Below are 16,938 nucleotides of genomic sequence, written 5' to 3'. Positions count from 1 at the left end.
GCCTGAGGGCACCCTATGGCATGACTGTGACAAACAGGGAGCGGATTTTCCCCCGACCGCCTTGCCTGTGGGGACGGCTCAGCCGTACATCCTGCGCATCGCGAACTCGACCATCTGCTCGACCGCCTTCGCGTCGAACACCATCCGGTGCTCGCCCTCCATGTCGACGACGAAGCCGTAGCCGGTGGGGAGGAGGTCGATGACCTCGGCGCCGGTGATGACGAAGTACTTGGACTCCTTGCCCGCGTACCGGCGCAGCTCCTTCAGCGAGGTGAACATCGGGATCACCGGCTGCTGGGTGTTGTGCAGGGCGAGGAAGCCGGGGTTGTCGCCGCGCGGGCAGTAGACCTTGGAGGTCGCGAAGACCTGCTGGAAGTCCTCCGCCGCCATCTGCCCCGTGGTGAAGGCGCGGACCGCGTCCGCGAGGGAGGGCGGGGACGGCTCGGGGTACAGGGGCGGCTGCTGCCCGTAACCGCCCGCCATCGGCTGCTGCGGCGGGGCGTACTGCTGCTGGGCGCCCATGTTCTGCTCGTAGCCGTACATGGGCGCAAGCGTACCGAGACCGCACGGCCGGCGGGGCGGTACGGGTGCCCCGGGGAATCGACAGCGACCCGACAGCGGCCGGGCGGGTTTCCGACAGCCGGCCGCTCGTAGCCTCCGCGGCACGCAGGAGCACGAGCAGCACGAGCACGACCGGGGCCTGTCCTACGACCTTCCCGTCCTCGCCCGCCGCCGCACGATCCGGCTGATGGCGGCGGAGGTCCCTTCGTCCGTCCCCGCGCCGCACCCCGGCGACGGCGTTCCGCTGACCGTCACCCTCACGGTCGCGGTGTGAGACGTCCGTGTGAGACGTCGGTGTGAACCGTCACAGATGACCGGATCGGGGTTGCGGCTTATTACTGACGGGTAGCATCATCGGTGCTACTAGTTGGTAAGTGAACTGGCGCGAGGATCAAGTGCCTCGCCGATCTCTCTACGGAGCCGTCGCCATGGGGCACTACAAGTCGAATCTCCGCGACATCGAGTTCAACCTCTTCGAAGTACTGGGACGCGACAAGCTGTACGGCACCGGCCCGTTCGAGGAGATGGACACCGAGACCGCGAAGAGCATCCTCGAGGAGCTCACCCGCCTCGCCGAGAACGAGCTGGCCGAGTCCTTCACCGACGCCGACCGCAACCCCCCGGTCTTCGACCCGGAGACCAACACCGCGCCGGTCACGCCGTCCTTCAAGAAGTCGTACAAGGCCTTCATGGAGTCGGAGTACTGGCGCCTGGGCCTGCCCGAGGCGATCGGCGGCACCACCGCCCCGCCGTCGCTGATCTGGTCGTACGCGGAGCTGATCCTCGGCTCGAACCCGGCCGTGTGGATGTACTCCTCCGGCCCGGCGTTCGCCGGCATCCTCCACGACGAGGGCAACGACGAGCAGAAGAAGATCGCCAAGATCGCCGTCGAGCGGACCTGGGGCTCCACCATGGTGCTCACCGAGCCCGACGCGGGCTCGGACGTGGGCGCCGGGCGCACCAAGGCCGTGCAGCAGGAGGACGGCTCCTGGCACATCGAGGGCGTGAAGCGCTTCATCACGTCCGGTGAGCACGACATGGAGGAGAACATCCTCCACTACGTCCTCGCCCGTCCCGAGGGCGCCGGAGCGGGCACCAAGGGGCTCTCCCTCTTCCTCGTCCCGAAGTACCTCTTCGACGTCGAGACCGGCGAGCTGGGCGAGCGCAACGGCGTCTACGCCACCAACGTCGAGCACAAGATGGGCCTGAAGGCCTCCAACACCTGCGAGATGACCTTCGGCGACCGGCACCCCGCCAAGGGCTGGCTGATCGGCGACAAGCACGACGGCATCCGCCAGATGTTCCGGATCATCGAGTTCGCCCGGATGATGGTCGGCACGAAGGCCATCTCGACCCTGTCGACCGGCTACCTCAACGCGCTGGAGTACGCCAAGGAGCGCGTCCAGGGTCCCGACCTCGCGAACTTCATGGACAAGAGCGCGCCCAAGGTCACCATCACCCACCACCCCGACGTGCGCCGCTCGCTGATGACGCAGAAGGCGTACGCCGAGGGCATGCGCGCCCTGGTGCTGTACACGGCGTCGGTGCAGGACGCGATCGCCGTCAAGGAGGCCGCGGGCGAGGACGCCAAGACCGAGCACGCGCTGAACGACCTGCTCCTGCCCATCGTCAAGGGCTACGGCTCCGAGAAGGGCTACGAGCAGCTCGCCCAGTCGCTCCAGACGTTCGGCGGCTCCGGGTTCCTCCAGGAGTACCCGATCGAGCAGTACATCCGCGACGCCAAGATCGACACCCTGTACGAGGGCACCACCGCGATCCAGGGCCAGGACTACTTCTTCCGGAAGATCGTCCGCAACCAGGGCGCCGCGCTGAACTCACTCGCCGAGGACATCAAGAAGTTCCTGGCGCTCGGCACGGGCGGCGAGGAACTGGCCGGTGCCCGGGAGCACCTCGCCAAGGCCGCCGTCGAGCTGGAGGCCATCGTCGGCCTGATGCTGACCGACCTCGCGGCCACCGAGCAGGACGTCAAGAACATCTACAAGGTGGGCCTGAACACCACCCGTCTGCTGCTCGCCTCCGGTGACGTGGTCGTCGGCTACCTGCTGCTCAAGGGCGCCGCGATCGCCGCCGAGAAGCTGGAGACGGCCTCGGCGAAGGACAAGTCCTTCTACACCGGCAAGATCGCGGCGGCGAAGTTCTTCGCGGCCAACGTCCTGCCCGGCGTCACCCTGGCCCGCAAGATCGCCGAGGGTGTCGAGCTGGACCTCATGGAGCTGGACGAGGCCGCTTTCTGACGTTCCGGACCATCGCGGCCCGGGGACCGGCGCGGCATGCTAGAAATGCGGCCCCGGTCCCCCACCCGGCCCCGGCTCCCCCACGGGAGCCGCCGGGCAGGGCCGCCCTCCACACCGTCCTCACGAGGGCCCGTTCCCACGACCGGGAACGGGCCCTCGTACGTCGTTAAGGTGAACCCCATGAGCGAACCCCCCCGCTTCGACCGCGGCCACACCGACGACCTGATGTCCTTCCTCACGGTGAGCCCCTCGCCGTACCACGCCGTCGCCAACGCGGCGGCACGGCTGGAGAAGGCCGGCTTCCGGCAGGTCGTCGAGACGGACGCCTGGGACGGGACGAGCGGCGGCAAGTACGTGCTGCGCGGTGGCGCGATCGTGGCCTGGTACGTCCCCGAGGGCGCCGCGCCGCACACCCCGTTCCGGATCGTCGGCGCCCACACCGACTCCCCGAACCTGCGCGTCAAGCCGCTGCCCGACACGGGCGCGCACGGCTGGCGGCAGATCGCCGTGGAGATCTACGGCGGTCCGCTGCTCAACTCCTGGCTCGACCGCGACCTCGGCATCGCGGGCCGGCTCACCCTGCGGGACGGCTCGACCCGGCTGGTGAACGTGGGCCGCCCCCTGCTGCGAGTCCCCCAGCTCGCCATCCACCTCGACCGCGCGGTCAACAGCGACGGCCTCAAGCTCGACAAGCAGCGCCACCTCCAGCCGGTCTGGGGCCTCGGGCACGAGGTGCGCGACGGCGACCTCGTCGCCTTCCTGGAAGAGGAGGCCGGGATCCCCGCGGGCGAGGTCACCGGCTGGGACCTGATGACCCACTCCGTGGAGCCGCCCGCCTACCTGGGCCGCGACCAGGAGCTGGTGGCCGGCCCGCGGATGGACAACCTGCTGTCCGTGCACGCCGGTACGGCGGCCCTGGCGGCCGTCGCGACGAGCGGCGCCGATCTGCCGTACGTCCCGGTGCTCGCCGCGTTCGACCACGAGGAGAACGGCTCGCAGTCCGACACCGGCGCCGACGGGCCGCTGCTCGGCACCGTGCTGGAACGTTCCGTTCTGGCGCGCGGCGGATCGTACGAGGACCGGGCGAGAGCCTTCGCGGGCACGGTGTGCCTGTCCTCCGACACCGGCCACGCGGTCCACCCCAACTACGCGGAGCGGCACGACCCGACGCACCACCCGCGCGTCAACGGCGGCCCCATCCTCAAGGTCAACGTCAACAACCGCTACGCCACCGACGGCACCGGCCGCGCCGTCTTCGCCGCCGCCTGCGAGAAGGCGGGCGTGCCGTTCCAGTCGTTCGTCTCCAACAACTCCATGCCCTGCGGCACGACCATCGGCCCCATCACCGCGGCCCGGCACGGGATCCGGACCGTCGACATCGGTGTGGCGATCCTGTCGATGCACAGCGCCCGCGAGTTGTGCGGCGACGCCGACCCGCATCTGCTGGCGAACGCGCTGGTGGCGTTCCTGGAGGGCTAGTTCACGAGCGAGGGGGTACCCGCAGGCGGTGGCCGGAAGGGCCGGCCGCGCCAAAGGGAGGCGAGACTCATGGGCCTCGGAGGGTGCATCATCCTCATCGCCGTGGGAGCGATCCTGACCTTCGCGACCGACTGGGACATGCAGGGGGTCGACCTCGACATGGTCGGCGTCATCCTGATGATCGTGGGGCTGATCGGCGTGACCACGTTCAGCAGCATCGCCCGGCGCCGACGGGTGGTGGTCCCGCCGCCCACCACCGTCGTCGAGGACGACCGGCGCAGGGACCCCCCTTTCTGACACCCCCTCACAAAGGGTATTCACAGGAAAAATTCAGACAACCGTGAGTAGTCCGTTACTCGGGACAACTTGTCGGGTTGTAGTAATTAAGTGAAGACTTCTGGGGACAGAAGGGGCCCGGAAGGGGTGCCGGCCCCACGACTTCACACCTGGGGGTCCCGGCGTGCTCGACCTCGCGCCACCGAGCGGTCCGCGAGCGCAGGACACGCGCCGCCACGCGGCACGCCGTGCGCACGCGGCCCCCGAGGAACCGGCCGAGCGCCCCCGGCTCGCCGTCCTGATCCCGGCGCACAACGAGGCGGACCGCATCGGCGCCGCCATCGACGGCCTGCGCGACCAGACCCGGCGACCCGACCTCGTCGTCGTGGTCTGCGACAACTGCACCGACGACACCGCCGAGATCGCCGTCGCCCACGGCGCCCAGGTCTTCCACACCCAGGGCAACACCCACAAGAAGGCCGGCGCCCTCAACCAGGCCATCGCCTGGATGCTGCCCCACCTCGACGACCGCGACCTGCTCCTCGTCCAGGACGCCGACACCGTCCTCGACCCCTGGTTCGCCGAGACCGCGCTCTCCACCTTCAACCGCAAGGTCGGCGCCGTCGGCGGGGTCTTCTACGGCGAGGAGGGCGGCGGCTTCCTCGGACTGCTCCAGCGCATGGAGTTCCACCGCTACGCCTGGGAACTGGAGCGCACCGGCGGCAAGGCCCAGGTCCTCACCGGCACCGGCACCATGTTCCGCGCCCGCGTCCTGCGCGAGGTGCGCGCCGCCCGCCGCGCCGGCGTCATCGGCGGCGGCACCAGCTACTACAGCCTCGCCTCGCTCACCGAGGACGACGAGATGACCAAGGCGGTCAAGACCCTCGGCTACCGGGCCATGTCCCCGGCCGGCTGCGCGGTCGTCACCGAGGTCATGCCCTCCCTGGGCAAGCTCTGGCACCAGCGGCTGCGCTGGCAGCGCGGCGCCCTGGAGAACCTGCGCGACTACGGCTGGACCAAGGTCACCGCCCGCTACTTCATGCAGCAGTTCCTGATGGGCTTCGGCGCGCTGTCCTTCCTGATCTACCTCACCTACATGGCCACCTTCACCACGCTGTACGGCTGGCCCGGCCTCTCGCCGTTCTGGACGGCGATCGGCCTGATCTTCGTGGTCGAGAAGACCGTCTCCGTCCGCCGCGCGGGCCCGAAGGCCGTCCTGGTCGCCGCGCTGATGGTCCCGGAGATGCTCTACGACCTCTTCCAGCACGCCGTCTACTTCACCTCGCTGTGGGGGCTGGTGCGCCGCAGCGAGGAGAAGTGGGTGGCGACGTAGGCCCCGGTGGCCTGCCTCCCGAACCCCACCCCCCTCCCCCTTGGCACCTCTCTAGGAGAAGCACGATGTACGGAAGAGTGATCGGCGCCGGAACCACGGGCGCCGGCGGCGCCACCCTGGCCGCCACCGGTCTGTGGATGAACAGCATGGCGCTGGTCGTCGCCGCCACCACGCTGGTCGCCGCGGGCGTCGCCCTGTTCAAGCTCGCCCCGCGCTCGCGGCGCGGCTGACCGCCCGGAGACCTACTGGTCGGGGTCCATCCCGGCCAGGACCAACGGCAGCCGGTCCGCCGCGCCTCGGGCGAGGCGGACCGGAACTCCCCAGTCCTGCTGGTGCACATGGCAGGCGGGGTACTCGTTCCCCGGGTCGTCGTCGCAGCTCGCCGCCATCGCGGAGACGTGCAACACCCCTTCCGTGACCGCCGGGTCGAGCTCCAGCGTGCGGAAGAGGTCCGTACCCGCGCCCTCGCCCTTCAGGAGCAGCCCGGGCGGGGTGGCGGAGACCAGCAGCCGGGTCGACGGCCCGTACCTGGTGTCCAGCTTCTGCCCGGACGGTGCCTGGAAGATCACATCCAGCCGCAGCGTGCCCGGCGCGACCTCGGTGGCGGCCCGCCGGGTGCGGTGTGCCACGGACTCCACCCGTACGGCCTCCTCCGGCAGCCGCAGCCGGGTCAGCCGGTGCCGGGCGGACTCCACGACCACGATGTCGTCCCCGACGAGCACGGCGTCGCTCGGCTCTCGCAGATCGGTGGCGAGGGTGCTGACCTCGCCCGTCGCGGGGTCGTAGCGGCGCAGGGCGTGGTTGTAGGTGTCGCTGACGGCGACGGACCCGTCGGGCAGCACGGTGACCCCCAGCGGATGCTGGAGCAGTGCCTGCCCGGCCGCCCCGTCCCGGTGCCCGAAGTCGAACAGCCCGGTGCCGACGGCGGTGCGCACGACCCCCTCCCGGTCCACCCAGCGCAGCGCGGACGTCTCGGAGTCGGCGAGCCACAGCCGCTCGCCGTCGCCGGACACGGCCAGCCCGGAGGGCTGCGCGAACCAGGCCTCGGCGACCGGCCCGTCGACGAGCCCCTCGTTGGTGGTGCCGGCGGCCACGGCCACCGTCCGCTCGACGGGGTCGTAGGCCCAGAGCTGGTGGACGCCCGCCATGGCGATCCACACCCGCCCGTCGAACACGGCCACGTCCCACGGCGAGGACAGATCGACGTCCCGGGCCGGCCTGGCCGTGGGCGACCCCTGCCACCACTGCCTCCCGGTCCCGGCGAGGGTCGTCACCTCGCCCGTCGAGAGGTCGAGCCGGCGCAGGGCGTGGTTGACGGTGTCGGCGACGACCACGGAGGAGCCGTCGAGGAGGGCGAGGCCCTGCGGCTCGTTGAAGGACGCGCTCGCGGCGGCACCGTCCTCGAAACCCCGCGCCCCCGATCCGATCCGCCGCACGAGGCTCTCCCCGTCGGCCGCCAGCTCCACCAGCTGGTGCCGGGTGGTGTCGCTGACGAGGAAGGTCCCCCCGGGCAGCACCAGCGCCTTCCCCGGGAACCGCAGGTCCGTCGGCTCCGGCTCCGGCGCCACATACGGCCCGTCACCGCGCCGCAGCGTCCCCTTCGCCCCGTGCTCGGCCTCCAGCTCCGTCACCAGCCGCTCGATCGCGTGCACATGCCCCTCCCCGGCGTGCTGCGCGACGACGTACCCCTCGGGGTCGATGACGACCAGCGTCGGCCAGGCCCGCACCGCGTACTGCTTCCAGGTCGCCAGCTCCGGGTCGTCGAGCACCGGGTGCTCCACCCCGTACCGCTCGACCGCGTCCACGACCGCCTGGTGCTCGGCCTCGTGCACGAACTTCGGCGAGTGCACCCCGACCACGACGACCGTGTCCCGGTGCCTCTCCTCCAGCTCGCGAAGCTCGTCCAGGACGTGGAGGCAGTTGATACAGCAGAAGGTCCAAAAGTCGAGGATGACGATGCGTCCTCGCAGGTCGGCGAGGGAGTACTGCGCTCCGCCCGTGTTCAGCCAGCCGCCCTTGCCGCTCAACTCGGGGGCACGGACACGGACGCGGCGGGGCGCGGGAGAGGCGGGGTTCATGTCTCCAGGGTGCCATCCGAGGCTCACGCCAGCCTGTGGCCCGTCGTCGCGTCCACGTGGGACGGGATCTCGTCGTGACGGTCGCCGACGGTGGAGGTGCCGGTGGGTTCGAGGACGAGGATCTCGGTGGGGACGGGGGCGTACGGCTTGTGCTCGGTGCCGCGCGGGACCGTGAAGACGGACCCCTTCGGGAGGACGACCGTCCGCTCGCCGGCCGCCTCGCGCAGGCCGATGTGCAGTTCGCCCGACAGGACCAGGAAGAACTCGTCGGTGTGGTCGTGGACGTGCCAGAGGTGCTCGCCCTCCACCTTGGCCACGCGGATGTCGTAGTCGTTGACGGTGGTGACGATGCGGGGGCTCCAGCGCTCGGAGAAGGACGCGAGCGCGGTGGCCAGGGAGACGGGTTCGGTGGTCATGCCGGTCATGGTCGTTCCTGGCGCCGGGCCGGGACGAGTGCTAGGAATCGCACATGCCGCAAGGATCCTCGCACCGAACCCACCGGACCCACCGGACCCACCGGCCGCACCGGGTCGTGGTGATCGTCGACGAGGGGACCAACCCCTTCGAAGTCGGGGTCGCCACCGAACTGTTCGGGCTGCCGCGGCCCGAACTGGGGCTACCGGGGCCGCTGTACGAGGTGACGCTGTGCACGCCCGCGCGTGAGGTGCGGATGAACCACGGCTTCTTCCGGCTGACCGGCGTGCCGGGGCTGGCGGCCGTCGACGGCGCGGACACCCTCGTCGTACCGGGGCGGCCGGACAACGTCGTACCGCGCGGGGACGACGTCCTCGACGCCATCCGTCGCGCCCACGCGCGCGGGGCGCGTGTCCTGAGCCTGTGCACCGGCAGCTTCGCGCTCGCCGAGGCCGGACTGCTGGACGGCCGCCGGGCGACCACGCACTGGATGTGGGCGGAGGCCTTCCGCCGGCTGCATCCGCGCGTACGGCTGGAGCCCGACGTCCTCTTCGTCGACGAGGGCGACGTCCTGACCGCCGCGGGCAGCGCCGCCGCCCTCGATCTCGGGCTGTACGTCGTCCGGCGCGACCACGGCGCCGAGGTCGCCAATGCCGTGTCCCGGCGGCTGGTGTTCGCCGCGCACCGGGACGGCGGACAGCGCCAGTTCGTGGAGCGCCCGCTGCCGGACGTGCCCGACGAGTCCCTGGCGCCGCTGCTGGAGTGGGCCCGGGCACGGCTGGCCGAGCCGCTGACCGTGGCCGGCCTCGCGGCCCGCGCCGCCGTCTCCCCCGCCACCCTGCACCGCCGCTTCCGCTCCCAGCTCGGCACCACCCCCCTCACCTGGCTGACCGGTGAACGCGTGGCGCTCGCCTGCCGGCTCATCGAGCGGGGCGAGGAACGGCTCGACGTGGTCGCGTCGAGGAGCGGGCTGGGGACCGCCGCGAACCTCCGCGCGCGCGTACGGCGGGAGACCGGCCTCAGCCCGTCGGCGTACCGGCGGCGGTTCGGGCCGGCGGGCGGGGTGACGGTGTCGTAGTCGCGTCGGTGGGAGGCGCCGTGGCCGCACCCCTCACCTGTTTCATCCATGCCGCGCTCACGGCCTTGGGGACGCTCTTCAGCAGACCGTCCTCCTTCGTGAAGGCGAGCGCCCGGCTGTAGCCGCCTCCGCCACAGCCGTCGGACTGACGGAGGAGCTTCACCTCGACGGATGCGTCGATGAAGGGGGTGGTGGCGCCCTTGCGGGTGACCCTGAAGCGGACCGGCGCGGCGTCGGGATCGGGGTCTTCCGGCAGCGTGAGGAACACGCGGGAGACGCCCTCCCGTCTCAGCGGGCCCTTGTCGCACTCACCCCGAGTGCACACCTCGGCGGAAGCGCCCGCGAGATCGCCGTAACCGTCCTGCACGAAGTACACCCCGACCTCGGTCACCACACCCCAGCCGGCGCACAGCTCGGGATCCGCGCATCCCGACAGGCCCGTGAGCAGCGCCGCCGCACCGGCCGCCGGCCCCAGCCGGTTCACCCGTCCGATCATTTCCCGCCCCCCTCCCGGAGAGATCATCCCAGCCGGGGGAAGCAGTACCGGCATGAGATTCCTCGTGCGCGACCGGCTCCTGGCCCTCGGTGACGACTACTGGATCGAGGACGACCGGGGCGAGAAGGTGTACCTCGTCGACGGCAAGGCGATCCGGCTGCGGGACACCTTCGAGCTGAAGGACACGCAGGGGCGGGTCCTGATCGACATCCACCAGAAGATGTTCGCCCTGCGGGACACGATGGTGATCGAGCGGGACGGCGAGCCGCTGGCCACCGTGCGGCGCAAACGGCTGTCGCTGCTGCGCAACCACTACCGGGTGTCGCTGGCGGACGGGCGGACCGTGCTGGACGTCAGCGGGAAGATCCTCGACCGGGAGTTCGCGATCGAGTACGACGGTGAGCTGCTCGCCGTCGTCTCCCGGCGGTGGCTGCACGTACGGGAGACGTACGGCGTGGACGTCGTACGGGAGGACGCGGATCCGGCGCTGCTGATCGCGGTGACGGTGTGCGTGATCCACCTCTCCGAGAAGGGGCGGGAGGAGGACTGAGGGGGAGGACTGAGCGGGAGGACCTCCACCATGAGGATCAAAAGACAATAGGACGCTGGTGCGTCGAAGCTGGTCGGACTCCCGGCGCCGTTACCGTGAGTGATCGAGAGGGTGCGGCACGCCCCCGGCGGTACGTGTCCCACACCCCGTCCGACCAGCGAAAAGGAATACATGTGAACGCTCGCTCCGGCACCCGGCGAAGACTGATGTTCGGGATCACGGCACTGACCGTGATCGCCGCGACGGCCGCCCCGGCATCGGCATCCGCCGACCCTTACGGGACCCCTCCGGTCGAGGACCACTGGGGTGTCATCACCCGAAACACCATCGGCTCCCCCGTCGCCGCTCTGCGGAAGGGACCGTTCGGCTCGTTCGGCGTACCCGGCCCCTCGGCGCGACCGCCCTACGGACAGGGCAGCCTCGGGATCGAGGTGGCCGACCACGCCACCAGCCTCACGCCGCCCAGTGAAAAAGCCAGTTTCGGCAACGAGGTCGACTTCTACGGCGACCCGGTGCTGGGCATCGACAACGTCGGCTTCCACGTCTTCCAGACCGGCGAGAACATCACCTACGGCGGCCCCGGAAACATGCCGAACATCACGTTCGAGATCAATCCGAGCCTCACCGCGGCCCCCACCACCACCTACTCCTCGATGGTGTGGCTCCCGGACCCCTCCCCCACGGTCAACAGCTGGAGCCCGTACCTGGACGCCACGACGACCGGCAAGTGGTTCCTCACGGGCAACGCCGGAACCGTGACCGGCTGCAACCTGACCACGACCTGCACCTTCCAGCAGCTCAGGACGGCCCTCACCGACGGAGGTGCGGAGCCGACCGTCTACACCGCCGCCGTGGGCAAGGGCCGCGACTACATGTGGATCGGGGCCGTCGACGGCCTGCGCATCAACCAGACGGTGTACGACTTCGAGCCGGACAAGGTCCGCGCCCGTCCCATCGGCTGAGCCGCGAGTCCGACACGGCAGCCGGCGGGACGGACACCGCGCCGGCTGCCGCGGTCGGATCCGGTCACGGAGCCGGGGACAGATCACGGAGCCGGGGACAGATCACGGAGCCGAGGACAGACCTTCAGCGTCGGCCGAGCACCCGGTCCTTCAGCGCCGGGAACTGTTCCCGGGTCGCGGCGACCTTCGCCGGGTCGAGGTCGACGGTGAGGATCTCCTCGCCGGGGCCCGCCTCGCCGAGCACCTCGCCCCAGGGATCCACCACGATCGAGTGACCCGCCTGGGGAACTCCGGCGTGCGTCCCGGCCGTTCCACACGCGAGCACGAACGCCTGGTTCTCGACCGCCCGCGCCTGAGCCAGCAGCGTCCAGTGCGCCCGGCGGCGCTCCGGCCAGCCGGCCGAGACGACGAGGGTCTCGGCTCCGGCGTCGACGAGACCGCGGAAGAGTTCGGGGAAACGGAGGTCGTAGCACGTGGCCAGACCGACGGTGGTCTCCGGGAGACGGACCGTCACCAGCTCCCGTCCCGCGCCCATCAGCACGGCCTCGCCCTTGTCGAACCCGAAGCGGTGGATCTTGCGGTAGGCCGCCGCCGGCTCACCGGAGGGGGAGAAGACGAGAGACGTGTTGTAGAGGGAGCCGTCAGGGTCCCGCTCGGGGATCGAGCCCGCGTGCAGCCACACGCCCGCGTCGCTCGCGGCCTTGGCCATCGCCTCGTAGGTCGGCCCCTCCAGCGGCTCGGCCTCGTCGGTGAACGCCTCGTAGGCGAAGGCGCCGGTCGTCCACAGCTCCGGCAGCACCACGAGGTCCGCGACACCGGCCTGTTCCCGTACGAGGGAGGCGACCCGCGCCCGCCGTGATTCGACCGATTCGTCCTCGTCTACGGCAATCTGGATCAGAGAGGCGCGCACAGTACCACCGTCCTGACATTCGAGTAGTCCACACGGGCCTACGATCGTCACACGAAAGCACTGCCGGGGTGCCTCACAGCAGCGTAACTTAGCGTTTCACGACACCCGCCGACAGCCGCCGACCGTCTCCGCCTCCCGTGGGCAACGCCGCCATCCGCCGCCACCATCCGCCCGTGCACCGACCGCCGAGGGGTCCCGTTCCGTGAGTCTGCATCCCACCCTCCAGCCCTACGCCGACGCCTGGACCCACTCCATCGAAGCGATATCCGAGTTGGTGCAGCCGCTCGTCGAGGGCGAGTGGAACTGGCGGACCCCGTGCCCCGGCTGGTCGGTCCGCGATGTGGTCTCGCACGTGATCGGCCTGGACAGTGAGATGTACGGCGATCCCCGCCCGATCCACTCACTGCCCCGGGACCTTTTCCACGTCACCACCGACATCCAGCGGTACATGGAGGGACAGGTCGACGTCCGTCGGCACCACACCGCGCCCGAGATGACCTCCGAACTGGAGCTGATGATCATCCGGCGCAACCGCCAGCTGCGCAACGAGTCGCGCCAGCCGGGCACGCTCGTGCGCGGCCCCCTCGGCGCGGAGCTGACGCTGGAGGAGTCGATGCGCGGCCACGCGTTCAACGTGTGGGTGCACGAGCAGGACCTGCGCGCGGCGCTCGGCCGCCCCGGCAACCTGGACTCCCCCGGCGCCCACATCGCCCGGGACGTGCTCCTCGGCGAGCTGCCGACCGTCGTCGCCGACCGCTCCGAGGCCCCGCGCAGTTCGGCGGTCGTCTTCGATGTGCACGGGCCGATCGAGTTCCTGCGCACGATCCGGGTCGACATCCAGGGCCGCGGCACCCTGGAGACCGCCCCGGCGCTGGGCCCCGCCGCCTCCTTCGCCCTCGACTGGGAGACGTACGTCCGGCTGGCCTGCGGCAGGGTGACGGCGGAGGCCGTGGCGGACCGGGTGAAGGCGGAGGGGGAGCCCCGGCTGACGGCGGCGATCCTGCGGAACTTCGCGGTGACCAGGTAGCGGTCCCGGTACCCGACACTTCACCGGGGCTTCCCCGTCACCCATGGAGAAGCGGTACGAGGGGGAGGTCGCCGGGCGTTCGGCGACCGTGGAGGCCGACGGGACGCACCGGGTGTGGTTCGCGGACGAGCTCGGCTGAGGCCGAGAGCGGGAACGCGCCGGGCCCGCCGTGTGGATCACGGCGGGCCCGGCGCGTTCGGTGCGGTGATCCGCGTCAGCTGATCTTGGCGTAGCCGTAGCTGATCAGCTTCTTGACGTCGGCCGTGCGGCTCGTCGCGTCGGGCGCGGTGAGCACGGTGCCCATGACCGACTCGCCGTTGAGCGTGGCGGCGAAGATCAGGCAGTACTTGGCCTCGGTGCCGGAACCGGTCTTCACACCGAGCGTGCCGTTCCAGCCGAGCAGCGTGTTGGTGTTGGTCCAGGCCGCCATGGTGCGGATGGCGCCGGTCTTGGTGACGGTCTTCGCCGTGTACGACTTGGTCTTCACGACGGTCTTGAAGGCGGAGCTCTTCATCACGCTGCGGGCGAGCAGCGTGAGGTCGCGCGGCGTCGAGGCGTTGGCGCCGTTGCTGAGGCCGTCGAACGAGTCGAACTTCGTGTTCGTCATGCCCAGGCTCCTGGCCATGGTGTTCATCTTGGCGATGAAGTTCTTGGTGCGGGCGGCGACCGTCGAGCCGGTCCCGAACTTGTCGGCGAGGGCCATCGCAGCGTCGCAGCCGGACGGCAGCATCATCCCGTACAGCAGCTGACGCACGGTGACCTTGTCACCGACGATCAGCCGGGCCGACGACGGGTAGCCCTCGGCCACCATGTAGTCGCTGACCGCCTGCTTGATGGTGACCTTGGCGTCCAGATTCAGGTTCGCCTGGGAGAGCACGACCTTCGCGGTCATGACCTTCGTGGTGGAGGCGGTGAGCCGCTTCGTGTCGGCGGCCTTGGTGAAGAGCGTCTTGCCCGTCGCGCTGTTCATGAGGTACGCACCCTTGGCCGTGAGGGTGGGCGCCGTGACGGCTTGCGCGGGAGCCGCGGTGAGGACTCCTCCGGCGAGCACTGCACTGGCCGTGGCGACGACGGCGGCGGCTCGAACGCGGATGCCCTTGGTGGCGGTTATCAACTGAAATACCCCGATTATGTTGAATGCCCCTGAAGTGCGGCCGGGTTGGCATGGGGAAAGTTGGTGGGGCCGCACGTGTGTGACACGTAAGTAGCACAGAAGGTTGTGCGTCCGCTGGGACGAATTTCTGATTACCCCGAGCGCGAACACCCCTGCGGGCGAACCGGGTTCCGGATGTTGGACGCTCCCCCCTTTGCGCCCATGTTGTATCTATCCTGTGGGCATGCCGTCGTCCGCTCCGCCCCGTCCCGCCGCAGCCCCCGACTCCCCGTCCGCCCCCTCCTCCGTCTCCCTCAAGCAGCCGCCCGCCGCCGACCGGGTCTACGCCCACGTCAAGCAGGGTGTGCTGGACCGCCGTTACGAGGGCGGCACCCTCCTCACCGAGGGCGAGCTGGCCGAAGCCGTCGGGGTCTCCCGGACCCCCGTGCGCGAGGCGCTGCTCCGCCTGGAGGTCGAGGGCCTGATCAAGCTGTACCCGAAGAAGGGCGCCCTGGTCCTGCCGGTCTCCGCACAGGAGATCGCGGACGTCGTGGAGACCCGGCTGCTGGTCGAGGAGCACGCGGCGCGCAAGGCGGTCCCCGCGCCCCCCGGCCTCCTGGAGCGTCTGGAGGAGCTGCTCGCGCAGCAGAAGGCGCAGGCCGCGGCGGGCGACCTCGCGGCGGCCGCGGTCACCGACCGCTGCTTCCACGCGGAGATCGTCCGCAGCGGGGGCAACGAGATCCTCTCCCGCCTCTACGACCAGCTCCGCGACCGCCAGCTGCGGATGGGCGTCGCCGTCCTGCACTCGCACCCCGACCGCATCGCGAAGACGCTGACGGAGCACGAGGAGATCCTCCAGGCGCTGCGCGCGGGCGACGCCGAGGCGGCCGTGGACATCGTCCACCGGCACGTCGGCTGGTTCTCCCACCTGGCCCGGGGCGAGGTCCGATGAGCGTCACCCGCGGTGGATCCCACTCCACCCTTCCGGGTGATCCTCCCGGCGGACGGCGCGCGATGGCCGTCTGGGGGATCGGCGTCTCGGTCTACTTCGTCGCCGTCATCTTCCGTACCTCTCTGGGGGTCGCCGGCCTCGACGCGGCCGACCGCTTCCAGGTGAACGCCTCGGCCCTGTCGACCTTCTCGATCCTCCAGCTCCTCGTCTACGCGGGCATGCAGATACCCGTCGGACTGCTGGTGGACCGGCTCGGCACCAAGCGGGTGCTGACGATCGGCGTCGTGCTGTTCACCGCGGGCCAGCTCGGCTTCGCGTTCTCCCCGTCGTACGGCACGGCGCTCGCCTCGCGCGCGCTGCTCGGCTGCGGGGACGCGATGACCTTCATCAGCGTGCTGCGGCTCGGCACCCGCTGGTTCCCGGCCCGGCGCGGTCCCCTGGTGGCCCAGTTCGCCGGTCTCGCCGGCATGGCGGGCAACCTGGTCTCCACCCTGCTGCTGGCCCGGCTGCTGCACGGGGTCGGCTGGACGGCGGCCTTCGCGGGCAGCGCCCTCGCGGGCGTGGTCGTGCTGGTCCTGCTCGTCCTCTTCCTCAAGGACCACCCCGAGGGCCACGAGCCCGAGCCCTTCCCGCACCACGGCGCCGCGTACGTCCGCCGGCAGATCGCCGCGTCCTGGCGGGAGCCGGGGACCCGGCTCGGCCTGTGGGTGCACTTCACGACCCAGTTCCCGGCGATGGTGTTCCTGCTGCTGTGGGGCCTGCCGTTCCTCGTCCAGGCCCAGGGCCTGTCCCGGGCGGCGGCGGGCGAACTGCTGACGCTGGTCGTCCTCGCCAACATGGTCGTGGGTCTGGTCTACGGCCAGATCGTCGCCCGGCACCACGGCGCCCGGCTCCCGCTGGCGCTGGGCACGGTGGGCGCGACCGCCCTCGTCTGGGCGGTGACCCTCGTCTACCCCGGCGAGCACGCGCCGATGTGGCTCCTCGTCGTCCTCTGCGCGGTCCTCGGCGCCTGCGGCCCCGCCTCGATGCTGGGCTTCGACTTCGCCCGCCCCGCGAACCCGCCCGAGCGTCAGGGCACCGCCTCCGGCATCACCAACATGGGTGGTTTCACGGCCTCCATGACGACCCTGTTCGCGATCGGCGTGCTGCTGGACGCGACCGGCGACGACTACACGATCGCCTTCTCCTCGGTGTTCGTCCTCCAGGCCCTCGGCGTCAGCCAGATCCTGCGGCTGCGCAAGCGGGCGGCCCGCCGGGAACGCGAACGGCTGGTGGCGAGCCGGGTGGAGACGGTGCACGTGCCGGCGCAGGGCGTCGGATGACAGCGGGCACGGGCGGCCGGGTGATCGGGGAAACCCGGTTGTCCGTACGCCCGTTCGGCCCTTAGCGTCGGTGTCATCGACGTGTAGCTCAACAGCAGAGCGCCGGGCTTGAGACCCGGAGGGAGCGGGGGCGGCACCCGCCACGTCGGCTT

18 protein-coding genes and 1 tRNA gene are annotated in these 16,938 nt (G+C 70.7%); 13 read left to right on the top strand and 6 right to left on the bottom strand.

Annotation, left to right across the window (positions count from 1 at the left end):
- Positions 1 to 78: 78 nt before the first annotated feature.
- Complete coding sequence (locus ABZ490_RS10445) at positions 79 to 543, bottom strand: SseB family protein (protein WP_055638059.1); 465 nt, start codon at positions 541 to 543, stop codon at positions 79 to 81.
- On the opposite strand from ABZ490_RS10445, the gene ABZ490_RS10440 reads away from it, so the two are divergent.
- From ABZ490_RS10440 to ABZ490_RS10415, 6 genes are all read left to right on the top strand, one after another.
- Positions 542 to 835: a hypothetical protein gene (locus ABZ490_RS10440; protein ID WP_358987300.1), complete on the top strand. Its 294-nt coding sequence runs from the start codon at positions 542 to 544 to the stop codon at positions 833 to 835. The two genes, ABZ490_RS10445 and ABZ490_RS10440, sit on opposite strands and share 2 nt — an antisense overlap.
- A gap of 154 nt (positions 836 to 989) precedes the next feature.
- Positions 990 to 2,816, top strand: coding sequence for an acyl-CoA dehydrogenase (locus ABZ490_RS10435; RefSeq protein ID WP_358987297.1), 1,827 nt, complete (start codon positions 990 to 992; stop codon positions 2,814 to 2,816).
- Between the two features lie 180 nt (positions 2,817 to 2,996).
- Positions 2,997 to 4,295 carry a M18 family aminopeptidase gene (locus tag ABZ490_RS10430; protein WP_358987294.1) on the top strand — a complete coding sequence of 433 codons (1,299 nt, stop codon included), beginning with the start codon at positions 2,997 to 2,999 and terminating at the stop codon, positions 4,293 to 4,295.
- A 69-nt stretch (positions 4,296 to 4,364) separates the two neighbouring features.
- Positions 4,365 to 4,592: a DUF6458 family protein gene (locus tag ABZ490_RS10425; RefSeq protein WP_358987291.1), complete on the top strand. Its 228-nt coding sequence runs from the start codon at positions 4,365 to 4,367 to the stop codon at positions 4,590 to 4,592.
- A gap of 163 nt (positions 4,593 to 4,755) precedes the next feature.
- The gene (locus ABZ490_RS10420) at positions 4,756 to 5,904 is read left to right on the top strand and encodes a glycosyltransferase family 2 protein (RefSeq protein ID WP_358987288.1); all 1,149 of its coding nucleotides are present in this window, start codon (positions 4,756 to 4,758) and stop codon (positions 5,902 to 5,904) included.
- 65 nt (positions 5,905 to 5,969) lie between these two features.
- A complete protein-coding gene (locus ABZ490_RS10415; RefSeq protein ID WP_167739008.1) occupies positions 5,970 to 6,134 on the top strand; it encodes a hypothetical protein in 165 nt (54 codons plus the stop codon).
- Between the two features lie 12 nt (positions 6,135 to 6,146).
- Here the strand turns inward: ABZ490_RS10415 and ABZ490_RS10410 are convergent, their stop codons facing one another.
- A complete protein-coding gene (locus tag ABZ490_RS10410) occupies positions 6,147 to 7,982 on the bottom strand; it encodes a thioredoxin-like domain-containing protein (RefSeq protein WP_358987285.1) in 1,836 nt (611 codons plus the stop codon).
- Positions 7,983 to 8,005: 23 nt separating this feature from the next.
- Positions 8,006 to 8,398 (bottom strand): cupin domain-containing protein, encoded by a 393-nt coding sequence (locus tag ABZ490_RS10405; protein ID WP_358987282.1) that lies wholly within the window; start codon positions 8,396 to 8,398, stop codon positions 8,006 to 8,008.
- A gap of 53 nt (positions 8,399 to 8,451) precedes the next feature.
- Here ABZ490_RS10405 and ABZ490_RS10400 point away from each other — a divergent pair, with 53 nt between their 5' ends.
- Positions 8,452 to 9,474, top strand: coding sequence for a helix-turn-helix domain-containing protein (locus ABZ490_RS10400; protein WP_358987279.1), 1,023 nt, complete (start codon positions 8,452 to 8,454; stop codon positions 9,472 to 9,474).
- On the opposite strand, the gene ABZ490_RS10395 is transcribed toward ABZ490_RS10400, so the two are convergent.
- Complete coding sequence (locus ABZ490_RS10395; protein WP_358987277.1) at positions 9,416 to 9,970, bottom strand: hypothetical protein; 555 nt, start codon at positions 9,968 to 9,970, stop codon at positions 9,416 to 9,418. The two genes, ABZ490_RS10400 and ABZ490_RS10395, sit on opposite strands and share 59 nt — an antisense overlap.
- Before the next feature lie 52 nt (positions 9,971 to 10,022).
- Between ABZ490_RS10395 and ABZ490_RS10390 the strand changes: the two genes are divergently transcribed.
- On the top strand, positions 10,023 to 10,520 hold the full coding sequence (locus tag ABZ490_RS10390; protein WP_358987274.1) for an LURP-one-related family protein: 498 nt from the start codon (positions 10,023 to 10,025) through the stop codon (positions 10,518 to 10,520).
- Between the two features lie 173 nt (positions 10,521 to 10,693).
- Positions 10,694 to 11,482 carry a hypothetical protein gene (locus ABZ490_RS10385; protein ID WP_358987271.1) on the top strand — a complete coding sequence of 263 codons (789 nt, stop codon included), beginning with the start codon at positions 10,694 to 10,696 and terminating at the stop codon, positions 11,480 to 11,482.
- A gap of 124 nt (positions 11,483 to 11,606) precedes the next feature.
- Here ABZ490_RS10385 and ABZ490_RS10380 read toward each other — a convergent pair whose 3' ends face one another.
- On the bottom strand, positions 11,607 to 12,392 hold the full coding sequence (locus ABZ490_RS10380; RefSeq protein WP_358987268.1) for a carbon-nitrogen family hydrolase: 786 nt from the start codon (positions 12,390 to 12,392) through the stop codon (positions 11,607 to 11,609).
- A gap of 202 nt (positions 12,393 to 12,594) precedes the next feature.
- Between ABZ490_RS10380 and ABZ490_RS10375 the strand changes: the two genes are divergently transcribed.
- On the top strand, positions 12,595 to 13,419 hold the full coding sequence (locus ABZ490_RS10375; protein WP_358987265.1) for a maleylpyruvate isomerase family mycothiol-dependent enzyme: 825 nt from the start codon (positions 12,595 to 12,597) through the stop codon (positions 13,417 to 13,419).
- Positions 13,420 to 13,633: 214 nt separating this feature from the next.
- On the opposite strand, the gene ABZ490_RS10370 is transcribed toward ABZ490_RS10375, so the two are convergent.
- The gene (locus tag ABZ490_RS10370) at positions 13,634 to 14,533 is read right to left on the bottom strand and encodes a D-alanyl-D-alanine carboxypeptidase (RefSeq protein WP_358987262.1); all 900 of its coding nucleotides are present in this window, start codon (positions 14,531 to 14,533) and stop codon (positions 13,634 to 13,636) included.
- A gap of 223 nt (positions 14,534 to 14,756) precedes the next feature.
- On the opposite strand from ABZ490_RS10370, the gene ABZ490_RS10365 reads away from it, so the two are divergent.
- The 3 genes from ABZ490_RS10365 (at position 14,757) to ABZ490_RS10355 (ending at position 16,935) form a co-directional block, all read left to right on the top strand.
- Entirely contained in the window at positions 14,757 to 15,464 is a 708-nt protein-coding gene (locus ABZ490_RS10365) for a GntR family transcriptional regulator (RefSeq protein ID WP_358987259.1), read from the top strand.
- On the top strand, positions 15,461 to 16,786 hold the full coding sequence (locus tag ABZ490_RS10360; RefSeq protein ID WP_358987256.1) for an MFS transporter: 1,326 nt from the start codon (positions 15,461 to 15,463) through the stop codon (positions 16,784 to 16,786). The genes ABZ490_RS10365 and ABZ490_RS10360 overlap by 4 nt, the downstream gene beginning before the upstream one ends.
- A 77-nt stretch (positions 16,787 to 16,863) precedes the next feature.
- Positions 16,864 to 16,935, top strand: a tRNA-Ser gene (locus tag ABZ490_RS10355).
- The last annotated feature ends 3 nt before the right edge of the window (positions 16,936 to 16,938 follow it).

Source organism: Streptomyces sp. NPDC005811 (assembly GCF_040630405.1).
GTDB lineage: Bacteria > Actinomycetota > Actinomycetes > Streptomycetales > Streptomycetaceae > Streptomyces.
The sequence above is the reverse complement of the archived record's forward strand: the minus strand, read 5'-3'. Positions and strand labels throughout refer to the sequence as shown.